The 18,861-nt window shown below is 65.1% G+C and carries 20 protein-coding genes; 10 read left to right on the forward strand and 10 right to left on the reverse strand.

The window, feature by feature from the left end; all coding sequences use genetic code 11:
- Window positions 1–137: 137 nt before the first annotated feature.
- From ML540_RS02475 to ML540_RS02490, 4 genes are all read right to left on the reverse strand, one after another.
- Window positions 138–467: a PilZ domain-containing protein gene (locus ML540_RS02475; protein ID WP_243358299.1), complete on the reverse strand. Its 330-nt coding sequence runs from the start codon at window positions 465–467 to the stop codon at window positions 138–140.
- Between the two features lie 288 nt (window positions 468–755).
- A complete protein-coding gene (locus tag ML540_RS02480) occupies window positions 756–1,085 on the reverse strand; it encodes a PilZ domain-containing protein (RefSeq protein ID WP_243358300.1) in 330 nt (109 codons plus the stop codon).
- Window positions 1,086–1,292: 207 nt separating this feature from the next.
- Entirely contained in the window at window positions 1,293–2,306 is a 1,014-nt protein-coding gene (gene amrS, locus ML540_RS02485; protein WP_243358302.1) for an AmmeMemoRadiSam system radical SAM enzyme, read from the reverse strand.
- A 66-nt stretch (window positions 2,307–2,372) separates the two neighbouring features.
- Complete coding sequence (locus ML540_RS02490; protein WP_243358304.1) at window positions 2,373–2,714, reverse strand: hypothetical protein; 342 nt, start codon at window positions 2,712–2,714, stop codon at window positions 2,373–2,375.
- A 75-nt stretch (window positions 2,715–2,789) separates the two neighbouring features.
- Here ML540_RS02490 and purM point away from each other — a divergent pair, with 75 nt between their 5' ends.
- A complete protein-coding gene (purM, locus tag ML540_RS02495) occupies window positions 2,790–3,863 on the forward strand; it encodes a phosphoribosylformylglycinamidine cyclo-ligase (protein WP_243358305.1) in 1,074 nt (357 codons plus the stop codon).
- Window positions 3,864–4,005: 142 nt separating this feature from the next.
- Here the strand turns inward: purM and ML540_RS02500 are convergent, their stop codons facing one another.
- The 3 genes from ML540_RS02500 to rplM form a co-directional block, all read right to left on the reverse strand.
- Window positions 4,006–5,283, reverse strand: a complete 1,278-nt coding sequence (locus ML540_RS02500) for a radical SAM family protein (protein WP_243358307.1) — start codon at window positions 5,281–5,283, stop codon at window positions 4,006–4,008.
- Between the two features lie 122 nt (window positions 5,284–5,405).
- A complete protein-coding gene (gene rpsI / locus ML540_RS02505; RefSeq protein WP_243358309.1) occupies window positions 5,406–5,798 on the reverse strand; it encodes a 30S ribosomal protein S9 in 393 nt (130 codons plus the stop codon).
- A gap of 15 nt (window positions 5,799–5,813) precedes the next feature.
- Window positions 5,814–6,239 carry a 50S ribosomal protein L13 gene (gene rplM / locus ML540_RS02510; RefSeq protein WP_243358311.1) on the reverse strand — a complete coding sequence of 142 codons (426 nt, stop codon included), beginning with the start codon at window positions 6,237–6,239 and terminating at the stop codon, window positions 5,814–5,816.
- 125 nt (window positions 6,240–6,364) lie between these two features.
- On the opposite strand from rplM, the gene ML540_RS02515 reads away from it, so the two are divergent.
- Window positions 6,365–7,621, forward strand: a complete 1,257-nt coding sequence (locus tag ML540_RS02515; protein WP_243358312.1) for an HD domain-containing protein — start codon at window positions 6,365–6,367, stop codon at window positions 7,619–7,621.
- Window positions 7,622–7,705: 84 nt separating this feature from the next.
- Here the strand turns inward: ML540_RS02515 and ML540_RS02520 are convergent, their stop codons facing one another.
- Both ML540_RS02520 and ML540_RS02525 read right to left on the reverse strand, forming a co-directional pair.
- A complete protein-coding gene (locus ML540_RS02520) occupies window positions 7,706–8,554 on the reverse strand; it encodes an HDOD domain-containing protein (RefSeq protein ID WP_243358314.1) in 849 nt (282 codons plus the stop codon).
- Window positions 8,551–9,024, reverse strand: coding sequence for a chemotaxis protein CheD (locus ML540_RS02525; protein ID WP_243358315.1), 474 nt, complete (start codon window positions 9,022–9,024; stop codon window positions 8,551–8,553). Before ML540_RS02525 ends, ML540_RS02520 begins: the two co-directional genes overlap by 4 nt.
- Before the next feature lie 97 nt (window positions 9,025–9,121).
- On the opposite strand from ML540_RS02525, the gene ML540_RS02530 reads away from it, so the two are divergent.
- Window positions 9,122–9,601: a CBS domain-containing protein gene (locus tag ML540_RS02530; protein WP_243358316.1), complete on the forward strand. Its 480-nt coding sequence runs from the start codon at window positions 9,122–9,124 to the stop codon at window positions 9,599–9,601.
- Window positions 9,602–9,694: 93 nt separating this feature from the next.
- Here ML540_RS02530 and ML540_RS02535 read toward each other — a convergent pair whose 3' ends face one another.
- On the reverse strand, window positions 9,695–10,711 hold the full coding sequence (locus ML540_RS02535; RefSeq protein ID WP_243358317.1) for an HD-GYP domain-containing protein: 1,017 nt from the start codon (window positions 10,709–10,711) through the stop codon (window positions 9,695–9,697).
- 315 nt (window positions 10,712–11,026) lie between these two features.
- Between ML540_RS02535 and mraZ the strand changes: the two genes are divergently transcribed.
- The 7 genes from mraZ to mraY are packed head-to-tail and all read left to right on the forward strand — an operon-like array spanning window position 11,027 to window position 18,859.
- On the forward strand, window positions 11,027–11,482 hold the full coding sequence (mraZ, locus tag ML540_RS02540; protein WP_243358318.1) for a division/cell wall cluster transcriptional repressor MraZ: 456 nt from the start codon (window positions 11,027–11,029) through the stop codon (window positions 11,480–11,482).
- 9 nt (window positions 11,483–11,491) lie between these two features.
- Entirely contained in the window at window positions 11,492–12,499 is a 1,008-nt protein-coding gene (gene rsmH, locus ML540_RS02545; protein WP_243358319.1) for a 16S rRNA (cytosine(1402)-N(4))-methyltransferase RsmH, read from the forward strand.
- The gene (locus ML540_RS02550) at window positions 12,496–12,945 is read left to right on the forward strand and encodes an FtsB/FtsL family cell division protein (protein WP_243358321.1); all 450 of its coding nucleotides are present in this window, start codon (window positions 12,496–12,498) and stop codon (window positions 12,943–12,945) included. The genes rsmH and ML540_RS02550 overlap by 4 nt, the downstream gene beginning before the upstream one ends.
- A gap of 35 nt (window positions 12,946–12,980) precedes the next feature.
- On the forward strand, window positions 12,981–14,918 hold the full coding sequence (locus ML540_RS02555) for a penicillin-binding transpeptidase domain-containing protein (RefSeq protein WP_243358323.1): 1,938 nt from the start codon (window positions 12,981–12,983) through the stop codon (window positions 14,916–14,918).
- A 4-nt stretch (window positions 14,919–14,922) separates the two neighbouring features.
- Window positions 14,923–16,395, forward strand: a complete 1,473-nt coding sequence (locus ML540_RS02560) for a UDP-N-acetylmuramoyl-L-alanyl-D-glutamate--2,6-diaminopimelate ligase (RefSeq protein WP_243358324.1) — start codon at window positions 14,923–14,925, stop codon at window positions 16,393–16,395.
- Window positions 16,392–17,786, forward strand: coding sequence for a UDP-N-acetylmuramoyl-tripeptide--D-alanyl-D-alanine ligase (locus tag ML540_RS02565; protein WP_243358325.1), 1,395 nt, complete (start codon window positions 16,392–16,394; stop codon window positions 17,784–17,786). Before ML540_RS02560 ends, ML540_RS02565 begins: the two co-directional genes overlap by 4 nt.
- Window positions 17,783–18,859, forward strand: coding sequence for a phospho-N-acetylmuramoyl-pentapeptide-transferase (gene mraY, locus ML540_RS02570; protein ID WP_243358326.1), 1,077 nt, complete (start codon window positions 17,783–17,785; stop codon window positions 18,857–18,859). The genes ML540_RS02565 and mraY overlap by 4 nt, the downstream gene beginning before the upstream one ends.
- Window positions 18,860–18,861: the final 2 nt, after the last annotated feature.

Genomic DNA, 18,861 nt, shown 5'->3' on the forward strand with positions numbered 1-18,861 from the left:
CTGGAACAAGGAATGGGCGCCAGGCCGGAGCGGGCGGGACGTATCAGGGGGCGCTTCGAGGGAGATCGAGGTGCGCTGGGTGTTCTAGGGAGGTCCCCCGGCCGGGGGACCCGGCCGGGATTAAAGGCATGCGCCATTCAGGCCCGGTAGCTGGAGTAGTACCCCAGGGCTCCGGTGTGCTCTGCGAGCGGCTCCTGGAAAGCGATGCCCAGTTCATTTCCTTGACTCCACACCACCGTATAGTCCATGCCCTTCAGGTATTGATAGTCGTAGTAGTCGTCCTTAACGGTGCCATACTTGCCGGTGTAGTTGTATTCCGGCGAGTCGACCAGTTTGACTTTCGCTCCTCCGCGGCTGATGTCCAGCAGTTGTGCATTGTAGTATTGGCCTTCAATTTCGATACTATAGTCGTAACCGTCGGCGTGCCTTTGCGCGTACGTCCGTGCATAACGTCTGCGTTCGTACATAGCGCCTCCTGTCATCGGGGGTTGTCAGGGTTTAATCATTCCTTGCCGCGCGGCATCGCTTTCGGGGCAACGCCAAACGTAGAGAGAGCAAAATGCGAACCAGTCTGCACTGCCTGCCTTTACGAATGATTCCAGGCGCAAACGCACGGCTTGGGCGAAACTGTTGTAAAATGACGGACACGCAAGTCGAAAAAATTTACAGCAGAGGAAAAGCGGGTAAAGGCGGGAAACCCCGGATACGGATGCATTCCCCGGCCGTAGGGCGGCCGGGAAATGCGTGCCGGCTGCTCACGGCCGGTAGCTGGAGTAGTAGCTCAGCGCCCCGGTATGCTCGGCAAGCGGCTTCAGGAAGGATATGCCCAATTCGTTGAACTGGCTCCAGACCACAGTGTAGCTCACACCCATGAGGTATTTGTGGTCGAAGAAGTCGTCTTTTACACTGCCTTCCTTGCCGGTAAGATTGTAAGTCGGCATGTCGAGCAGCCTGAAGTTGGCTCCCCCCCGGCTAATGTCCATCAGCTGCGTCTTGTATGAGTGGCCGTCGATATCGAGAGTATAGTCGCAGCCGTTGGCGTGTCTTTGCGCATACGTCCGTGCGTAGAGTCTGCGCTCGTACATGGCGTCTCCGTTTGTCGAGGGTGTCCTGGAAAGGCTGGCCCCAGCCGTGGCGTTGCCCAGAGCGGCATGCGCCGAAAATAAGGCAGCAAAATGCGAACCAAACGGGCCGGAATGCTTTCATGAATGATTCCGGATCGTAAGGGCCCTCGCGCGGCCGGAAAAAAAGGTCGCCCCGGCCGGGAAGTCGAAAAACTTAACACCTCGGGCTCAAACGGAAAAACGGCCAACAATCCTCTTGCCGCAGGAGGGGCACTTCCCGTCCTTTGATCCTCCCGTGACGGTAAACCCTTCGCGCACGATGGCGGGTTTGCCGCATTCGGGACAGTGGGTGGAATTGTGCGGGGTGCCGGGGAGGTTGCCCACGTACACGTGGCGAAGTCCAGCCTTCTTGCCGGTCTCCCAGGCCGCTTCCAGGGTGGCCACCGGGGTGGGCGGACGGTCCTGCATGTTGAAGTCAGGGTGGAAGCGCGAGAGGTGCCAGGGAGTGTCCGGGCCGAGCTCCACGGCGATGAACGCGGCCATGGCGGCGAGCTCCTGGGGCGAATCGTTGAGCCCCGGGATGATCAGGGTGGTCACTTCGAGCCACCATCCGAGACCGCACATGCGCACCAGGTTCTTCTTCACCGGGTCGAGCCGGGCCTGGCAGATCTCCTCGTAGAACTTGGGCGTAAAGCCCTTGAGGTCGATATTGGCCGCGTCCACCAGGGGGGCCAGCTCGTCCAGGCATTCCGGGCTCATGAACCCGTTGGAGACGATGATGTTGGCCAGGCCCCTGTCCTTGGCCAGACGGGCTGTGTCCTGCATGAGCTCGAAGAATATCGTGGGTTCCGAGTAGGTGTAGGAGATGCTGGCGCACTTCGCCTCGACCGCGGCCCGGACCAGCGCCTCGGGCGTGACATCGTGCCCCTCGATGGGCTGGCCCAGCCTGGGCGGCTGGGAGAGCGAATAGTTCTGGCAGAAGGAACATCCCAGGTTGCACCCCATGGTGCCGAAGGAGAACGTCCGGCTCCCGGGCAGGAAATGGTAGAGAGGCTTTTTCTCCACCGGGTCGATGTTGATGGCCGCGGCCCGGTCGTAGACCAGGGTGAAGAGTTCGCCGCCTTGGTTCACCCGCACGCCGCACCGGCCCCGTTCGCCCGCGCCGATGACGCAGAAGTGGGAGCACAGCCTGCATTGCAGGGACGTGTCCTTCAGAGGCTTCCAGAGTCGTGCCGGATGCATGGTGCTCCTCGCTTGCCCTGTCCCGGGCCGGGTTTGGTGTGACGTTCGCTTGAGGATTGCCCCGGATCAAGGCCTGGTGGGCATGCCGCCGGGGCGCGGCTGGCCCTGAGGCTGCCTCTTGGGCTCGGCCTGTGGCGCGGGCACGGGGATCACCGCCGGATCCGTCCCTTGGTTCACCTGGGGCACCACGTAGATGGGGCCGATGTTCGGCGTCTGCTGCTGGCTCTTGGTCTTGGACTCGATGACCATCTCGTTGTCGCCGCGCTCGTTGACGCCGGAGCGCATGCGGTCGGGATTGCCGATGGTCACGTCCTGGCGGCCGTCGTCGTCCCCGGACTGGGCCGAGGCCGGAGCGGCCATCAGCAGCGCAAGCGCGAGAGCGGCCACGCACGGTTTCAGTTTTGTCATCTCAAAGCACCTCCTTGTGTTCCGGGCGCGTGTGGCTTAATAGAATGCAATCAGTCACACAGGAGCATTCCCGATATGAGCGACCGCGCCGAGGCTTACCGCCGCGCTGGCGTCGACATCGCCGCCGCCGGCGAGTTGGTGAACCGCATCAAACCCCTGGCCCAGGCCACCTTCAACAAGGGTGTCATCACGGATATAGGCGGTTTCGGCGGCCTTTTCAAACTCGATCTGCAAGATTTCGAAGAACCCGTCCTGGTTTCCTCCACCGACGGCGTGGGAACCAAGCTGCTCCTCGCCTTCGAGATGGACGGGCACTCCACCGTGGGCATCGACCTGGTGGCCATGAGCGTCAACGATATCCTGGTTCAGGGAGCCAAGCCATTGTTCTTCCTGGATTACTTCGCCACCGGCAAGCTCGATGTGGATGTGGCCGAGCGGGTCATCAAGGGCGTGGCCCACGGCTGCTCCGACGCAGGCTGCGCCCTGCTGGGCGGCGAGACCGCCGAGATGCCCGATTTCTACCCCCCCGGGCATTACGACCTGGCCGGGTTCTGCGTGGGCATCGTGGACAACGCCCGCATCGTGGACGGCTCCTCCATCGGCATCGGCGACCGGGTCATCGGCATCACCTCCACCGGGCCGCACTCCAACGGCTATTCGCTCATCCGCAAGGTGCTGGCCCAGTCCGGCCTAGCCGGCAAGGACAAGCTCCCCGGCGGCGAAGGGACCCTGGCCGAGGCGCTGCTCGCTCCCACGCGCATCTACGTCAAGAGCGTGCTCAACGTCATGCGCGACTTCCAGGTCAAGGGCATGGTGCACGTCACCGGCGGCGGCTTCTACGAGAACATCCCCCGCATCTTGCCCCGGGGAGTGGCCGCGCACCTGTCCATGGACCGCTGGGCCATGCCCCCCGTGTTCAGCTGGCTCAAGGACACCGGAAACCTCTCCTGGCCGGAAATGCTCCAGACCTTCAACTGCGGCATCGGCTACATCATGGTCGTTGACCAGGACGTCGCCGACGACGTGCTGAACCGCCTCAAGGCTCTGCACGAGACCGCCTGGGATATCGGCGAGATCGTCAAGCTCGGCAGCCCCGACGGCGAACGCGTCATCGTGGACATGCCCACCGGCGACGCCTGCGTGGGCTGATCGCGTTCTTCCTCGAGAAACATAAAGCCCCCGGTGAACGGGGGCTTTTTTGTTGCAGCGGCCACGGGGGGGGATGCCTCCCGCCTTACCCCGGCTCTCGGTTTGGCGGGTTTCGGGTGTTGCCGCGCCGCCAGTGTGGAGGTCAGGCCGCGTCGATGCCCAGGTAGGGGTTGAAGTAGCCGTACTTGAGCCAGGGGCAGCGCTTGCGCAGCCGCTTCATGAAGTTTTGAAGCCCCATGCTGGCCCCGTACCCCACCGAGCCCGTCACGATGCGGCCGTAGAGTTCCGGGTCCAGGTTCAGGTTTCGCAGTTGCACGAAATCCGCCTTGGAGCCCTCGATGAGGGCTCCAAGCGCCTCGAGCTCCTCCTCGGTGTCGCTCACCCCGGGATGATAGAGGAAATTCAGGCTCACGAAGAGCCCGGCGGCCTTGGCGTTGGCCACGGTCCGGGCCACGTCGGCGAAGACGTACCCCTGCGGGCGCGTGTAGGCTTCGTACAACGGCGCGCGGGCGCTGACCATGCTCACCCGCATGGAGTCGAAGCCGGCTTCTTTCAGGGATTCCACCGTGTCCGGCAGGCTGCCGTTGGTGTTCACGTTCACCGTGCCCTTGCCGCCCTTGGATCGATAGAGCTTCGTTGCTTCCGCCAACAGGGCGGCCTCGGTGAGCGGTTCCCCCTCGCAGCCCTGGCCGAAGCTCAAAATGGGCCTCGATTCGCGCTCCGAATGGGCCAGCATCACCTCGCAGACCTCGGCGGGAGTCGGGCGGAACGTGATGCGATTCTGGGTGGAAGGGAAGCCGCTATCCTTTTCCTGCAGGCTCAGGCAGCCCATGCAGCGCGCGTTGCAGACGCGCGAGGTGGGCAGCGGGGCCTCGAAGCGCCCCAGCGCCAGATTGCGCGCGGCCGGACAGCACGAAGTCAGGGCGCATCCGGCCAAATGGCTCACCAGCCGGTTCTTGGGGAAGCGTTCCATGAGAGCCTTGGCCCCGGAGGTGATCTTCTTCTTGGGGACGCCGGTGAACACCTGGCGCTGGTCCTGGTCCACGCGCTTGGCGCAGACGTAGAAGCGCTCGCCCACGATGCCCACGGCCCCGTAGGCGAAGAGGGGCAGGGTGGGCGAGCCTGGCCGCGAGGCGTAGGCCGTGGTGGCCGAAAGCGTATGGCCGGGAGAGACGAAGGCGGCCACGGCCATCTCCTCGAGTTCCTCCACCTCGCCCGATTCGGGGTCGAAGCCCAGGGCCGAGCGCCCGGGCAGCAGGAACAACTCGCTTTCGGGCGGCAGGGGGATGAGTTCGTCCGGGCGCGGGGTGCCCAACTGGTCCCCCCGGCGCACGAGCATTTCCAGCTCGGGGTGGTCGTATATGTTGCCCGCAGCGTCGGCGAAGACGAGCATGGGGCGCAGTTTCTCGGATGATGACATGGCTGGCGGCCTCCTGGCCGGGCGTTTGTAGCGCGATCACGCGGCGAAGAGAAGCTGGGGGAAACACAAAAAGGGCCATCCCCGGCGGGGACGGCCCTTTGCAGTCTCGAGTCTCGCGGCGATTAACGCTTGGAGTACTGGAACCGGGCGCGGGCGCCGCGCTGGCCGTACTTCTTACGTTCCTTGGCGCGGGCGTCACGGGTGAGCAGTCCGGCCTTCTTGAGGACGGGCCTGAACTCGGGGTCGGCCTGCAGCAGGGCGCGGGAGATGCCGTGGCGCAGGGCCTCGGCCTGACCGGCGATGCCGCCGCCGTCCAGGGTGGCGTTCACGTCGAACCGGCCCTGGGTACGGGTGAGAGTGAACGGCTGACGCACGATGCCCTGCAGCGCGTTGCGGGGGAAATACTCATCGACGGGACGTCCATTGACCAGAATCTGGCCGGTGCCGGGCACCAGGCGGGTGCGGGCAACGGCGGTCTTGCGGCGTCCGGTTCCGTAGAAGTGATCGGTGCTCATGTTCTGCTCCGTAGATTAAGCCAGGGGCTTGGGCTGCTGGGCGGCGTGGGGATGCTCGGTCCCGGTGTAGACCTTGAGCTTCTTGAGCATCGCGCGGCCCAGGCGGTTCTTGGGAAGCATGCCCTTGACTGCCTTGATCAGCACCTGCTCGGGCTTGGTGGCCATCATGTCCTTCAGGACGGTTTCCTTCAGGCCGCCGATCCAGCCGCTGTGGCGGTAGTACATCTTCTGGTCGAGCTTGCGGCCGGTGACCTGCACCTTCTCGGAGTTGACCACCACCACGAAGTCGCCTGCGTCCATGTGGGGGGCGAATTCGGGCTTATGTTTGCCGCGCAGGCGCTGCGCAATCATGCTGGCCAGGCGGCCAAGCACCTTGTCGGCGGCGTCCACGATCACCCAATCTCGGGTGATTTCCTTGCTGCTCGGGCTATATGTCTTCATGACGAAATGTCCTCCATGCGAATGGGAAGACGAGTCCTCTACGGACTTGCGTCCCCTCTGTCAACACTCTTTCGCTCATTTTTTCGCTTCTTGAGCTTTGTTCGGGCCGGGAGTAGTTACATAGGATGACAAGCGTACGCAAGAGCCTTCTTCAGCTTATCTTTTCCGGCTCCTCCATGAAACGGTGGAACGACAAGCTCCGCCCGGCCGAACTCATGGAGGTGGACAAGCAGGCCCATAAGATGATGGTGGCCTGGGTGCTCTTCCTGCTCAACTCCAAGGGCATGCCCCCCGAAGACCGCGCGCGGCTCTGCGGGCGCATCGTGGAGGGGGGCATCTTCGACTACCTCTACCGCCTGGTCATCACCGACATCAAGCCGCCCATCTTCTATAAGATAAAGGAGAACCCGGCCCACTACGCCCAACTCACCGACTGGGTGTTCACGGAGCTTGCCCCCCGGGTGCGCAGCATGGGCGACGGCTTCTGGGGCCGCCTCACCACCTATCTGGCCACGCCCGGCGAGGACAGCCTGGACCGGCGCATCTTGAGCGCAGCCCACCTCTATGCCAGCGGCTGGGAGTTCAACCTGATCAAGTCCATGAACCGCCAGGACACCGAGCTCATGGACATCGAGGACTCCTTCCGCAAGGGCCTGGAGCGCCACCAGGACCTGGCCGGGGTGCTGGAGCTCAAGGAGGGCCTCTTCGGGCAGTCGCGCACGCCCATCGGACATTTCGCCCAGGTGTGCGGACAGCTGCGGTTCCAGAAACGCTGGTCCCAGACTCCGCGCATCCCGGAGACTTCCGTGCTCGGGCACATGTTCATCGTGTCCTGCTACGCCTATTTCTTCTCGCTGTCGGTGGGGGCCTGTCCGGTCCGCGCCCAGAACAACTTCTTCGGCGGGCTTTTCCACGACCTGCCCGAGCTTCTCACGCGTGATATCATCTCGCCAGTGAAGCAGTCCGTGGAGCAGATCGGCGACCTCATCAAGGAGTACGAGGAGAAGGAGTTGGAGCGGGTGATCCTCGACCCGCTTCGCCGGGGCGGCTACGCTGACTTGGTGGACCGGCTGTCGTTCTTCCTGGGGCTCTCCGTGGGATCGGAGTTCCAGGCGTGCGCCGTGGTGGACGGCCATGTGAAACGGGTGACGTCGGCGGAACTCCAGGCGCAGTACAACGCCAACGAATTCGACCCGAAGGACGGGGAACTGCTCAAGATGTGCGACCACTTGGCCGCGTTCCTGGAAGCGTACACGGCGATCCGGAACGGCATAGCCTCGGACCATCTGCAGCAGGGATTGTGGCGCATCCGGGGCAAGTACGCCTCTACGGTGCTGTTCGATACCGTGCACGTGGGCGCGCTGCTGGCCGATTTCGACTAGCGCCCCGGAGCGGCCTCCGGCATCCCCCGCATCCCGTTTCCCCGGGAGGCTTGGGCCTAAGGACGCGCGCGCCGGGCTGAGGGGCTACACCTGCCCTAGGATGGCCTCGATCTCCTCGAGGCCGCTCACCATGCCTTCCATGCTGGCGGTGGCCGCTTCGGGAGTCAGCTTCAGGCGGTCGAAGCTGGCCTGGCAGACGTGGTAGCTCAGGCCGTCCACCCCCTGACCGATGCCGGCCATGGTGGCCAGCACGCGTCCCACGTGCACCAGGTCCAGCGCCACGTCCTGCGCGGGAGCGGAGCAGGGGTCCAGGTGCCAGCGCACGCAGGTGACGATGGGCTCGGGCAGCTCCCAGCGCTTGAGCAGGATGGCACCCAGTTCGGCGTGGTCGATGCCGAAAAGGGTCCGTTCGGCCTGTTCGAAGGAGACGTTTTCCTTGGCCGCCAGCGAGAGGACGGGACCTGGGTCCATCTCGAGGAACTTGCCCATGACCACCTTGCCGATGTTGCTCAAGAGGCCCGCGGTGAAGGTATAGTCCGGGGCCGCGATCCCGGTCTTGGCGGCGACGAGTTCGGCGGCCACGCCGATGGCGATGGAGAAGCGCAGGAGCTCCCCCCGGGCCAGGCCGTACCCCGACACCGGGCCGCGCGCGTTGGGGGCCACGCCCGAGGCGATGACCATCTGCACGATGCGCCGCATTCCCAGGCGGAAGAGGGCGTCCTTGACCGTGGTGATGGCGCCGCCGCCTCCGAAGAAACTGGAATTGGCCATGCGCAGCACGTTGACCGTGAGCCCCGGGTCGTATTCGATGAAGGAGGCCACGGTGTTCAGGTCGGCGTCCGGCTTGCCCAGATAGGTCATGATCCTGGCCACGGGGGCGGGAATCTGGGGCAACGAGCTGGTCTGGGAGATGATTTCGTCACGGCTTATCATATCTCCCACTCCTTTCCTTGCGAGCTGATGGTCACAAGACCGGTTTCGACGTCCAGGCTCATGGTCCTGGGGATGGAACCTCCGACGTCCTCTGCGGCGAGCTTGACGCCGTTTTTCGCGAACAGGGCCGTCAGCGTGGCCAGGTTCTGCGCGCCGGTGTCGAACTGGTTCTGGATGAGGAGCATCCTGCCGCATCCGGCGGCCTTGAAGACCATCGACCCTTTGGTGCAGCCCATGGAGACCATCTTGCGGATCATCCGGGGCACACCGAGGTTCACGTACATGAAGGGGTTCTTCACGTCGGGGGAGGACGCCCTGGGCAGCAGGCAGTGGATGAGGCCCCCCACGCCCGCCACCGCGTCCCAGGCCGAGAGCCCCAGGCAGGAGCCCAGCGAATGCGTGATGAGCAGTTCGCCTCGCTTGCGCGATATTTTCATGTCGGAGATGCTGACGGTGATACGGTTTTTCACGAACTCGCCTCGTGGGACTTTTCAAGGGGGCTGGCTCCAGATAAAGTACGGAAAATCCGGCCGGTGGTAAAGCGCCGGGCCCACTCAAGGAGCTGGCATGCTGCTACGTGATCGAGCCTGGGATGTCATGAGAACGGACAACGTCTGCGTGCGCGAGTCGGACAGCCTGCGCGAAGTGGCTTCGAGCCTGCGCAAGGCCATGAAAGAGCAGCCCGACCGGGCCTGCGCCGTGGTGCTCGCCGAGGACGGGGGCTTCAAGGGTGTGATCACGGCCTGGTGGCTTCTGCTCTACATGGAGCAGAACGCCCTGGAGGATTCGCTCAAGCTCAAGGCGGGGCATGATTTCGAAGCCCGGTTCCGCAACGTGTGCCGCAAGTGCTTCTCCCGGCGAGCCGGAGAGGTGGTGGAGCGCGACGTGCCCGTGGTGAAACCCCAGGACCCGCTGGCCGCGGTGCTGGAGGCCATGCTCTCCACCCGCCGGCGCTGGGCCGTGGTGATGGAGGGCGGCAAGGTGCTGGGCGTCATCGCCGCCGAGGACCTGTTCATGCAGATGGATTGGGACGAGCTGGAAGCGTAAGGCGCGAGCCTTGCGAGGCAATTTTAAGGCCCCCGGCCCGCACATGGCGGGCCGGGGGCCTTTTCGCGTCCGGTCCCGGGCGGCGCTGGGCCGCTACATTTGCTTGGTGGCCAGCAGGTACTGCATGAGTTGCTTGGAGTACCTGGGATCGTACTTGGGGTCGCCCCCCAGGGCGTTGGCCGCGGCCGCGGGTTCCATGGCCTTGGCATAGGGGCGGTCGGTGAGCATGGCGCAGTAGGAGTCCGTCACCGCGGCCAGAAGACCCAGGTCGGAAATGTCCGCCCCGGCGAGCTTCTGCGGGTATCCTCCGCCGCCAATCCGTTCGTGGTGCTGCAGCACGCACTGCTCCACCTCGGGGAACTTGAGGTCGAGCTTGGCCAGCATCTCGATGCCCAAGAGAGGGTGCTTGAGAAGCTTCTGGCGCTCCTCGGAAGTGAGCGTCTGGGTTTTGTCGCGCAGGAAGGAGGGGATCTTGCTCATGCCCGCGTCGTGCAGGAAGAGACCCAGGGCCACGCGGTCGAAGGTCTGGCGGGCCTTTGGGCCTTCGCGGAAGTCCTCGGGCGTGGTCTGGATGAAGAGCTGGATGCCCACCATGCCGCAATTCACCGAGTGGTTGGCCAGGGTGTGCTGCTTGTGCACGCGGCGGGACAGGGCCTTGCCCCGGTTGGTGTCCTGCCAGAGGTATTCGGTAAGCACCATCAGGTCCGAGACGAGCTTGTCCGCCACGGCCTTCACGGGCTGCTCCAGAAATTCCGTCATGCGCCGGGTCAGGGCCGTCTGGATGATGTCCGCGGTCTCGGCCTCGGTGAGGTGGCGGTCCATGAGCACCAGGTCCAGCTGGTAGGAGATGTGCTTCACGTAGACCGGATGGTCGGCTCGGGAGACGAAGATCAGCCCCTCGGTGACCAGCTGTTCAAGCTCCTCGGATTGCTCCTTGGAGAGGCGCTCCCCAACCTTATAATAAGGAAGCAGGCGGACCACGTCTTCCTTGAGCTTGAAGATGTTGAGGGGGGGCCTGAATTTGTTGAAGCTTTGAAGGATGTCGGGGCTTATCTGGTAGAATTCCTCTTCCAGGTCCTCGAAACTCTGTGACGTGCGGTTTTCGCTCATGTTCCGGCGGTTGGTTGAGGGCTCGCCGTGCAAATTCCCGGCTTGCTGGGCTTGTTACCCTCACCTGGGCCCTCTGGCAAGAGCACGGGTGGATTTTCCCTCGGAGTGCGCTCCCTTCAAGTATTTGTTTTCACGCGCTTTTGCCACGCCGGGGCGAAATGAAGCCTCCTGCGGCGGCTTTGCTCCCACTTGGACCCGCATTTATTTCCTTTTTCATTTGAAGCGCTTCCCATTTTCACTTGACATGGCGGGGAGATTGTTCGAGAGACTGTGGGAAAGAGTGGTAATCAGTGGTAGATTGTGTGAGGGACAAGCATGTTCCGTGGTCATTCAGAGCGTAACCTCGACCCCAAGGGGCGTCTGATGCTTCCTCCCGAGTTCCGGGAGGAGGTGCTCAAGGCATCCCCCGAGGGCAAGCTGATGCTCACCAACTTCGACGGTTGCGTGGTGGGCTATCCCATGCCCGAATGGGAACGCATCGAGGAAAGCTTTCTGCGGATCAACGTGCTGGACTCCAGGCTGCGCAATCTTCAGCGCTTCATCATCTCGGGGGCCGTGGAGGTCGTGCTGGACAAGCAGGGCCGTATCCTGGTGCCCCCCTATCTGCGCGGCTACGCCAAGCTGGACAAGGACTGCGTGCTTGCCGGAGTGGTGACCAAGTTCGAGCTGTGGGACAAGGCAACTTTCGAAGCCAAACGGCGCGAAACCGAAGACAGCTTCGACGCCGACATGGCCGCCCTGTCGCAGGCCGGCTTCGAGTTGAGACTCTAGGGGGCCACGGTGCAGTTCGACCCCCGGCACCTTCCAGTCATGTCCAGGGAAGTGTGCGAATTGCTGGCCGTAAGGCCGGGCATGCGCATACTGGACGCCACCCTGGGCCTTGGCGGGCATAGCCTCTCTTTCCTGGACGCAACGGAGGGCAAGGTGGAAATCCTGGGCCTCGACCGCGACGAAACCGCCATAGAACGCGCCACGGCCAACCTGTCTGCCTATCCCGGCAGGCTGCACGCCATCCAGATGCGTTTTTCGCGCTTTCCCGAGGCCCTGGCCGAAGTGGGTTGGGACGGCGTGGACGCCGTGCTGGCCGACGTGGGCGTCTCCTCCCCCCAGCTTGACGAGGCCGAGCGCGGCTTCAGCTTCATCGCCGACGGTCCCCTGGATATGCGCATGAGCACGGCCGATGGAGCCGAACCGGCGGAGAACATCGTGAATTTCTGGAGCTTCGAGCGACTGCGGGACCTCATCCGCGAGTTCGGCGAAGAGCCCCAGGCCGGGCGCATCGCCCGCGCCATCGTAAGCGAGCGCGAGAAAAAGCCAATCGAGACCACCCTCGAGCTGGCGAAGATCGTGGAGTACGCCTATCCGCCCAAGTGGCGGGCCACCGCGCGCAACCATCCGGCCACCAGGACCTTCCAGGCCCTGCGCATGGCCGTGAACCATGAGCTTGAGGAATTGCAGGAATTCTTGGACCGGATCGTGGACTTTCTTCACCCCGGCGGCCGCGTTGCCGTCATCTCCTTCCACTCCCTGGAGGACCGTCTGGTGAAGACGGCCTTCAGGCGCGAGGCTTCCGGGTGCCTGTGCCCGCCCCGGCAGCCCTACTGCACCTGCGGGCACTCCCCACGAGTCCGCATCCTGACCAAGAAACCCCTGGTTCCCACTCCCGAGGAGGCCGCCGCCAACCCCCGCGCCAGGAGCGCCAAGCTCCGCGTTGCCGAGCGGTTGGGCGATCCCATGGCCGAGCTTCTGCCCGAAGGCATGAAGGGCCTGGACGGAGGCGACGCGTGAAGGGCGTGACCAAGGAATGGGCCCTGACCCTGGCGTTTTCCGTGCTCACCCTGCTGGCCCTGGGCCTCGGGCTGACCTGGGTGAACATTGAGCGCGTGGACATGGCCTACGAGCTCAAGCGCCTCCAGACCGAGATCGACTCCCAGGAGGCCCTCATCTCCAAGCTGGAGGTGGAGCGCAACACCCTGCTCACCCCGGAGCGCCTGCGCACCCTGGCGGCCCAGTACGGGCTGACCCAGGCCAGGCCCGGCCAGATCCGCCGGTTGTCGGGCGCCGGCGACGAGATGGCCTCTCCGGTGATCAAGGCCGCGCCTCCCGCTCCCGAGAAGCCCAAGAAGGAAGCCCAGCCCAAGGACGCGAACGCTTCGGACAAGAAGCCCAAGAAGAAAAAGAGCCAGGACCGCGTTGCCGGTGACCCAGGCCCGGACCGCAAGAAGGCGCTATGAGCAGGGGACAGAAACAGATCAGGGATTTCAGCCGCATGCGACTTATCGTCGTGGGCGGCGTGTTTTTCCTTTTCTGGGCCAGCCTCTGGGTGCGGGCGGGCGTGCTGCAGATCGTGCAGGGTCCCCAGTTGGCCGAGCAGGCCATGCGCCAGCACTTGGCCTCCGAGTACGACCGGGGCAAGCGCGGGGTGATCCTGGACCGCAACGGCCAGCTTCTGGCCAAGTCCGTGGAGTTCGTCGCCGTCTCGGCCCAGCCCAAGGACGTCAAGAACCCCGAGGAAGCCTCCCTGGCGCTGTCCCGCGCGTTGAGCGTCCCCCCCAAGGACATCCTGCGCAAGCTTACGAGCCACGCCAACTTCGTGTACCTGGCCCGCCGGGTCAACGACCGCGCCGCCGCCCAGGTGAAGGCCCTGAACATCCCCGGCGTGTCGCTGGCCTCCGAGTACGGGCGTTCCTACCCCAACAAACAGATGGCCGGGCAGCTGCTCGGTTTCGTGGGCTACGACGACCAGGGCCTGGAAGGCCTCGAGAAGCTTTACGAGCCCATCCTGGCGGGCAAGAAGGCCAAGTACGTCGTGCAGCGCGACGCCTCGGGCCGCAGGCTCTACCTGGACGCCCAGGGGCGCGAGATGGCCAACGCGGATGGTTCGGACGTGCGCCTGACCATCGATTCGCAGATCCAGTATTTCGCCGAGGAGGCCCTGGCCAAGGCTGTCACCGACAACAAGGCCAAGGCCGGCACCTGCATCGTGGTCCACGTCAAGAGCGCCGAGATCCTGGCCTGGGCCAACTACCCGTTCTTCAACCCCAACGGCGGCGACAACGCCGACCCCAAGGCCGCGCGCAACCGGTTGGCCCTGGACGTGCTGGAGCCGGGCTCCACCATGAAGCCCATCCTCATCGCCGCCGCCCTGCAGGAGAAGGTGGTCCGCCCGGACACCCTGTACAACTGCGAAAGGGGGTCGTGGAACTTCCAGAACATCGCCACCATCCGCGACACCCACCCCTACGACGTGCTGCCGGTGAACAAGATCCTGCGCTGGTCTTCCAACATCGGCGCGGCCAAGATCGGCTTGGACCTCGGGGCCACCAAGCTGCACACCTATTTCGAGAAGGTGGGCTTCGGCCAGCCCACGGGCCTGCCCCTGCCCGGCGAGGCCAAGGGCCTTTTGCGCCCCCTGAACGCCTGGAGCAAGCTGGACCTGGCCACCAACTCCTTCGGCCAGGGCATCGGCGTCACCCCGGTGCAGCTGGCCCAGGCTTTCCACATCATCGCCAACAACGGGGTGAAGAAGCCCCTGCGCCTGGTGCTCGACCCCGTGCAGGACAGCGCCTACTGGCCGGAAACGCGGGTCTTCGACCCCCAGGTGGCCAAGACCGTGCAGCTCATGATGCGCGAGGTGGTGGAAGAGGAGAAGGGCACCGGCATCAAGGCCCACATCGACGGCCTGGAGCTCGGCGGCAAGACCGGCACGGCCCAGAAAGCCAAGGCCACCGGGGGCTATGGGGAGAAGTACCTGGCCGACTTCGTGGGCTTCATCCCGGCCGTGGACCCGGAATACATGGTCCTGGTCATGGTGGACGAACCCGAGCCGAACCATTATGGCGGCGTGGTCGCGGCGCCGGCGGTGCGCGAGGTGGCCATGAAGAGCCTGGCCTACCTCGGACGCATGCCGGAAACCGTCAAGCTCGCTCAGGACCAGAAACCGGCCGCTTCCACTCCGGCCCCCGAGGTCGCGGAGATCCTGGGAGTGGCCTTCCCCCCCATGAACCTGGCCGTGAACGGGGCCGAGGTGCCGAATCTGGTGGGCCTGCCCCTGCGCAAGGCCGCCGAGATTCTGGCGGGCAAGGGCGTGGTGCCCTCGCTCAAGGGCAACGGCCTGGTGGTGGGCAAGCAGAATCCCATCCCGGGCACCCCCTGGAACGCCGTGGACAAGGAACCCTTTACCCTGTGGCTCTCCAAGGCGTCGTAAGATCATGCACAGTGGCGTAAGCGCAAACAACCTTCAGACTCTGACCGAGCTCCTGGCCCGCGTGGCCGGGGGGCTCGAGATATACACCGATTCCAGGCAGGTGGAGCCGGGCGGCGTGTTCGTGGCCGTGCCAGGCCACGCCCAGGACGGACGGGAATTCATCCCCATGGCCCTCGCTCGCGGGGCCACCTACGTGGTGGCCGCACCGGGAGTGGTGCTGCCCGAGGGATCGAGCGCCGTGCTGGTGTCCCATCCCGATCCGCGCTGCGCCCTGGGCGAGCTGGCCAAGGCCCGCTTCGGCACCGCGAATCTTCCCTTCAAGCTGGCCGGAGTCACCGGCACCAACGGCAAGACCACCGTGGCCTACCTGGTGGAGCACATCGTGCGCGAAAACGGCGGCGTCCCGGGCGTGCTGGGCACCGTGGAGTACCGCTGGCCCGGACACGCCGAGGTGGCCAATCTGACCACCCCCGGCTGCCTCAAGCTTCATTCCATGCTCGCCGCCATGGCCGCCTCCGGCGTCAACGGCGCGGTGATGGAGGCCTCCAGCCACGCCCTGGACCAGGACCGCCTGGCGGGCATCGGTTTCGACGCGGCCGTGCTGACGAACGTCACCCAGGACCACCTGGACTACCACGGCGGCATGGACGACTACTTCGCCTCCAAGCGCAGGCTCTTCGAGGTGTATCTCAAGGACCGGGCCAACGCGGTCATCAATTTCGACGATACCTACGGCCGCAAGCTCCTGGCCGACATGCCCGAGGCCATCGGCTACGGCCTGGAAGGCGAGGACGCTGGCTTTAGGCACCCCGGCCGGGCGCTCACCGGGCGCATCGCAAGCCAGGACGGCAACGGCATGCAGCTTGAGACGAGCTTCCAGGGCCGCACCTGGACCATCGCCTCTCCCATGGCCGGACGCCACAACGCCCAGAACCTGCTGGCCGCCCAGGGCGCGGCCCTGTGCATGGGCTTCTCCCCCGAGCAGATGGCGGTGCTGGCCACCTGCCAGGGGGCTCCCGGCCGGCTCGAGCGCGTCACGAACGGCAAGGGCCTCTCGGTCTTCGTGGACTACGCCCACACCCCGGACGCCCTGGAGAACGTGCTGAAGGCCCTGCGCTCGCTTGATTTCGACCGGGTGATCGCCGTGTTCGGCTGCGGCGGCGACCGCGACCGCACCAAGCGCCCCCTCATGGCCCGGGCCGTGGCCAAGTGGGCGGACATAGCCGTGCTCACCTCGGACAACCCCCGCCACGAGGCCCCCGAGGCCATCATGGCCGACGCCATGCCGGGCCTTACGGACGCCAAAAAGGTCATCGCCGATCCGGACCGCCGCAAGGCCATCGGGTTGGCGCTTCATGAGATGGGGCCGCGCGACGTGCTGCTCATCGCGGGCAAGGGGCACGAGACCTACCAGCAGATCGGCGACGTGAAGCATCCCTTCAACGACGTGACCGTCGTGAAGGAGCTTCTGTCATGAGGCTCACCGTGTCCGAGATCATGGCCGCCACCCAAGCCAAGGGCGACGCGAGAGTCCACCTCGATGCGGTCGTCACCTCCGTGACCGCCGACAGCCGCGCCGTGCCCGCCGGATCGCTCTTCTGCTGCCTGCCCGGCAGCCGCTCCGACGGCCACGACTTCGCGGCCCAGGCCGTCAGCGACGGGGCCGCCGCGGTTCTGGCCGCGCACGAGCTGCCCGAAATCACCGCCGCGCCCGTGCTGGTGGTGGAAGACGTTCTCAAGGCCATGGGCCGCCTTGCCCGGTTCTGGCGCAGGCGCACCCGGGCCACCGTGGCCGCCTTGTCCGGCTCGGCGGGCAAGACCACGGCCAAGGAGCTTCTGGCTTCCATCGCCGAGCAGCTGGCTCCCTCCATCAAGAACCCCGGCAACTACAACAACCAGCTGGGCCTGCCGCTCTCCATGCTGGCCGCCGACGACTCCCAACGCCTCTGGGTGCTGGAGCTGGGCATCAGCCGGGTGGGCGACATGGAAGAGCTGGGGGCCATCTGCGAGCCGGACCTGGCCGTGGTGCACAACATCGGTCCGGCCCACCTGGAGGGCCTGGGCGATATGGCCGGGGTGGGGCGCGCCAAGGCCGCATTGTTCGGCTTCGTCCGCGAGGGCGGGGTCTGCCTGGCAAGCGCCGACTATCCCGAGCTCTGGAGCGCGGCCCAGGCTGTCCGAGCCGACGTCGTGGCCATGTCCACCAGGGATTCTTCCGCGCCATTCTTCTGCCGCTTCCAGGGCTGCCGGCCCGACGGGCGCGGCATCTACCACCTGGTGCTCCAGGGCGAGGCCATGGACGTGGTTCTGCCCTGCCGGGGCGAGCACCTGGCCGAGAACGTCCTGGCCGCCGCCGCCGCCGCCAACGTGCTCGGCGCCACGCCCGGGCAGATCGCTGCCGGACTGGCCCAGGCGGAAATCCCCTCACGCCGCTTCGACGTGAGCGAGGAACAGGGCTTCACGGTCATCGACGACACCTACAACGCCAACCCGCTGTCCATGAAGGCAGCCATCGAGTCCGCCCGGGCCATCGCCGGGGAGAAGCCGCTGACCCTGGTGCTGGGCGAGATGGGCGAACTCGGCCCCGAGGCCGACCTGGCCCACGAGGACCTGGGCGAGTGCATCGCCCGGGGTGGCTGCGAGGTGATCTTCTTCAAGGGCCCCAAAGCCGCCCACGTGGAGCGGGGGCTCAAGTCCGCCGGATATTCCGGCCGGTTCCACCAGGTGGAAACTCCCGATGATTTCGCCGCCCGCATGGACGAACTCCGGGAGGGCGGGGGCACGTTTTTGTTCAAAGGTTCGCGCTCCCAGCGCATGGAGGATTTCTTGGAGCGTTTCCTGGCTTCCGTAAGGGAGGACAAACGGTGATCTACCACCTGCTCGTTCCCTTCGCAGCGCAGCTTTCCGTGCTGAACGTGTTCCGCTACATCACGTTCCGCTCGATATACGCCTTTTCCACGGCCCTCATCATCGCCATCGTGTTCGGCCCGCGCGTCATCGCCTGGCTCACCAAGCTCAAGTGCGGCCAGTACATCCACGAGGACGTCAAGGCCCACCAGTGCAAGGCCGGAACCCCCACCATGGGCGGCATCCTCATGGCAGTGTCCATCATCCCGGCGGTGCTCCTCTGGGCGGACCTGACCAACCAGTACGTGTGGATGACCATGCTGGTGTTCCTGGGCTTCGGGGCCATCGGCTTCGCCGACGACTACATCAAGGTGGTCAAGAAGCAGAACAAGGGGCTCTCGGCCCGGGGCAAGATCATCGGCCAGCTGTTCATCGCCACGGCGGCCGTGGGCATCCTCATGCTGGACCCGGACTTCACCACCAAGCTGGCCGTGCCCTTCTTCAAGAACATCCAACCGGACCTGGGGCTCTTCTACCTGCCCTTCGCGGTGATCGTCATCGTGGGCGCCTCCAATGGCGTGAACCTGACGGACGGTCTGGACGGCCTGGCCATCGGCCCCACGGTGGTGGCGGCGGGCATGTTCGCCCTGTTCGTGTACGTGGCCGGCCACGCCCAGATCGCGCGCTACCTGCAGGTGGTGCCCGTGTCCGGCGTGGGCGAGGTCACGGTGTTCTGCGCGGCCCTGGTGGGCGCGGGCCTGGGATTCCTCTGGTTCAACGCCTACCCGGCCCAGGTGTTCATGGGCGACGTGGGATCTCTGTCGCTGGGCGGGGCGCTCGGGTTCGTGGCCGTGGTCTGCAAGCAGGAGCTGATCCTTCTGATCGTGGGCGGCGTGTTCGTGCTGGAGACCCTCTCGGTGATCCTGCAGGTGGGCTACTACAAGTTCTCCGGCGGCAAGCGGATCTTCAAGATGGCCCCGCTGCACCACCATTTCGAGCTCAAGGGCATACCGGAATCCAAGATCATCATCCGGTTCTGGATCCTCTCCATCCTCCTGGCCTTCGTGGCCTTGAGCACGCTGAAGCTGAGGTAGGC

The organism is Fundidesulfovibrio terrae, assembly GCF_022808915.1.
Classification (GTDB): Bacteria; Desulfobacterota; Desulfovibrionia; order Desulfovibrionales; family Desulfovibrionaceae; genus Fundidesulfovibrio; species Fundidesulfovibrio terrae.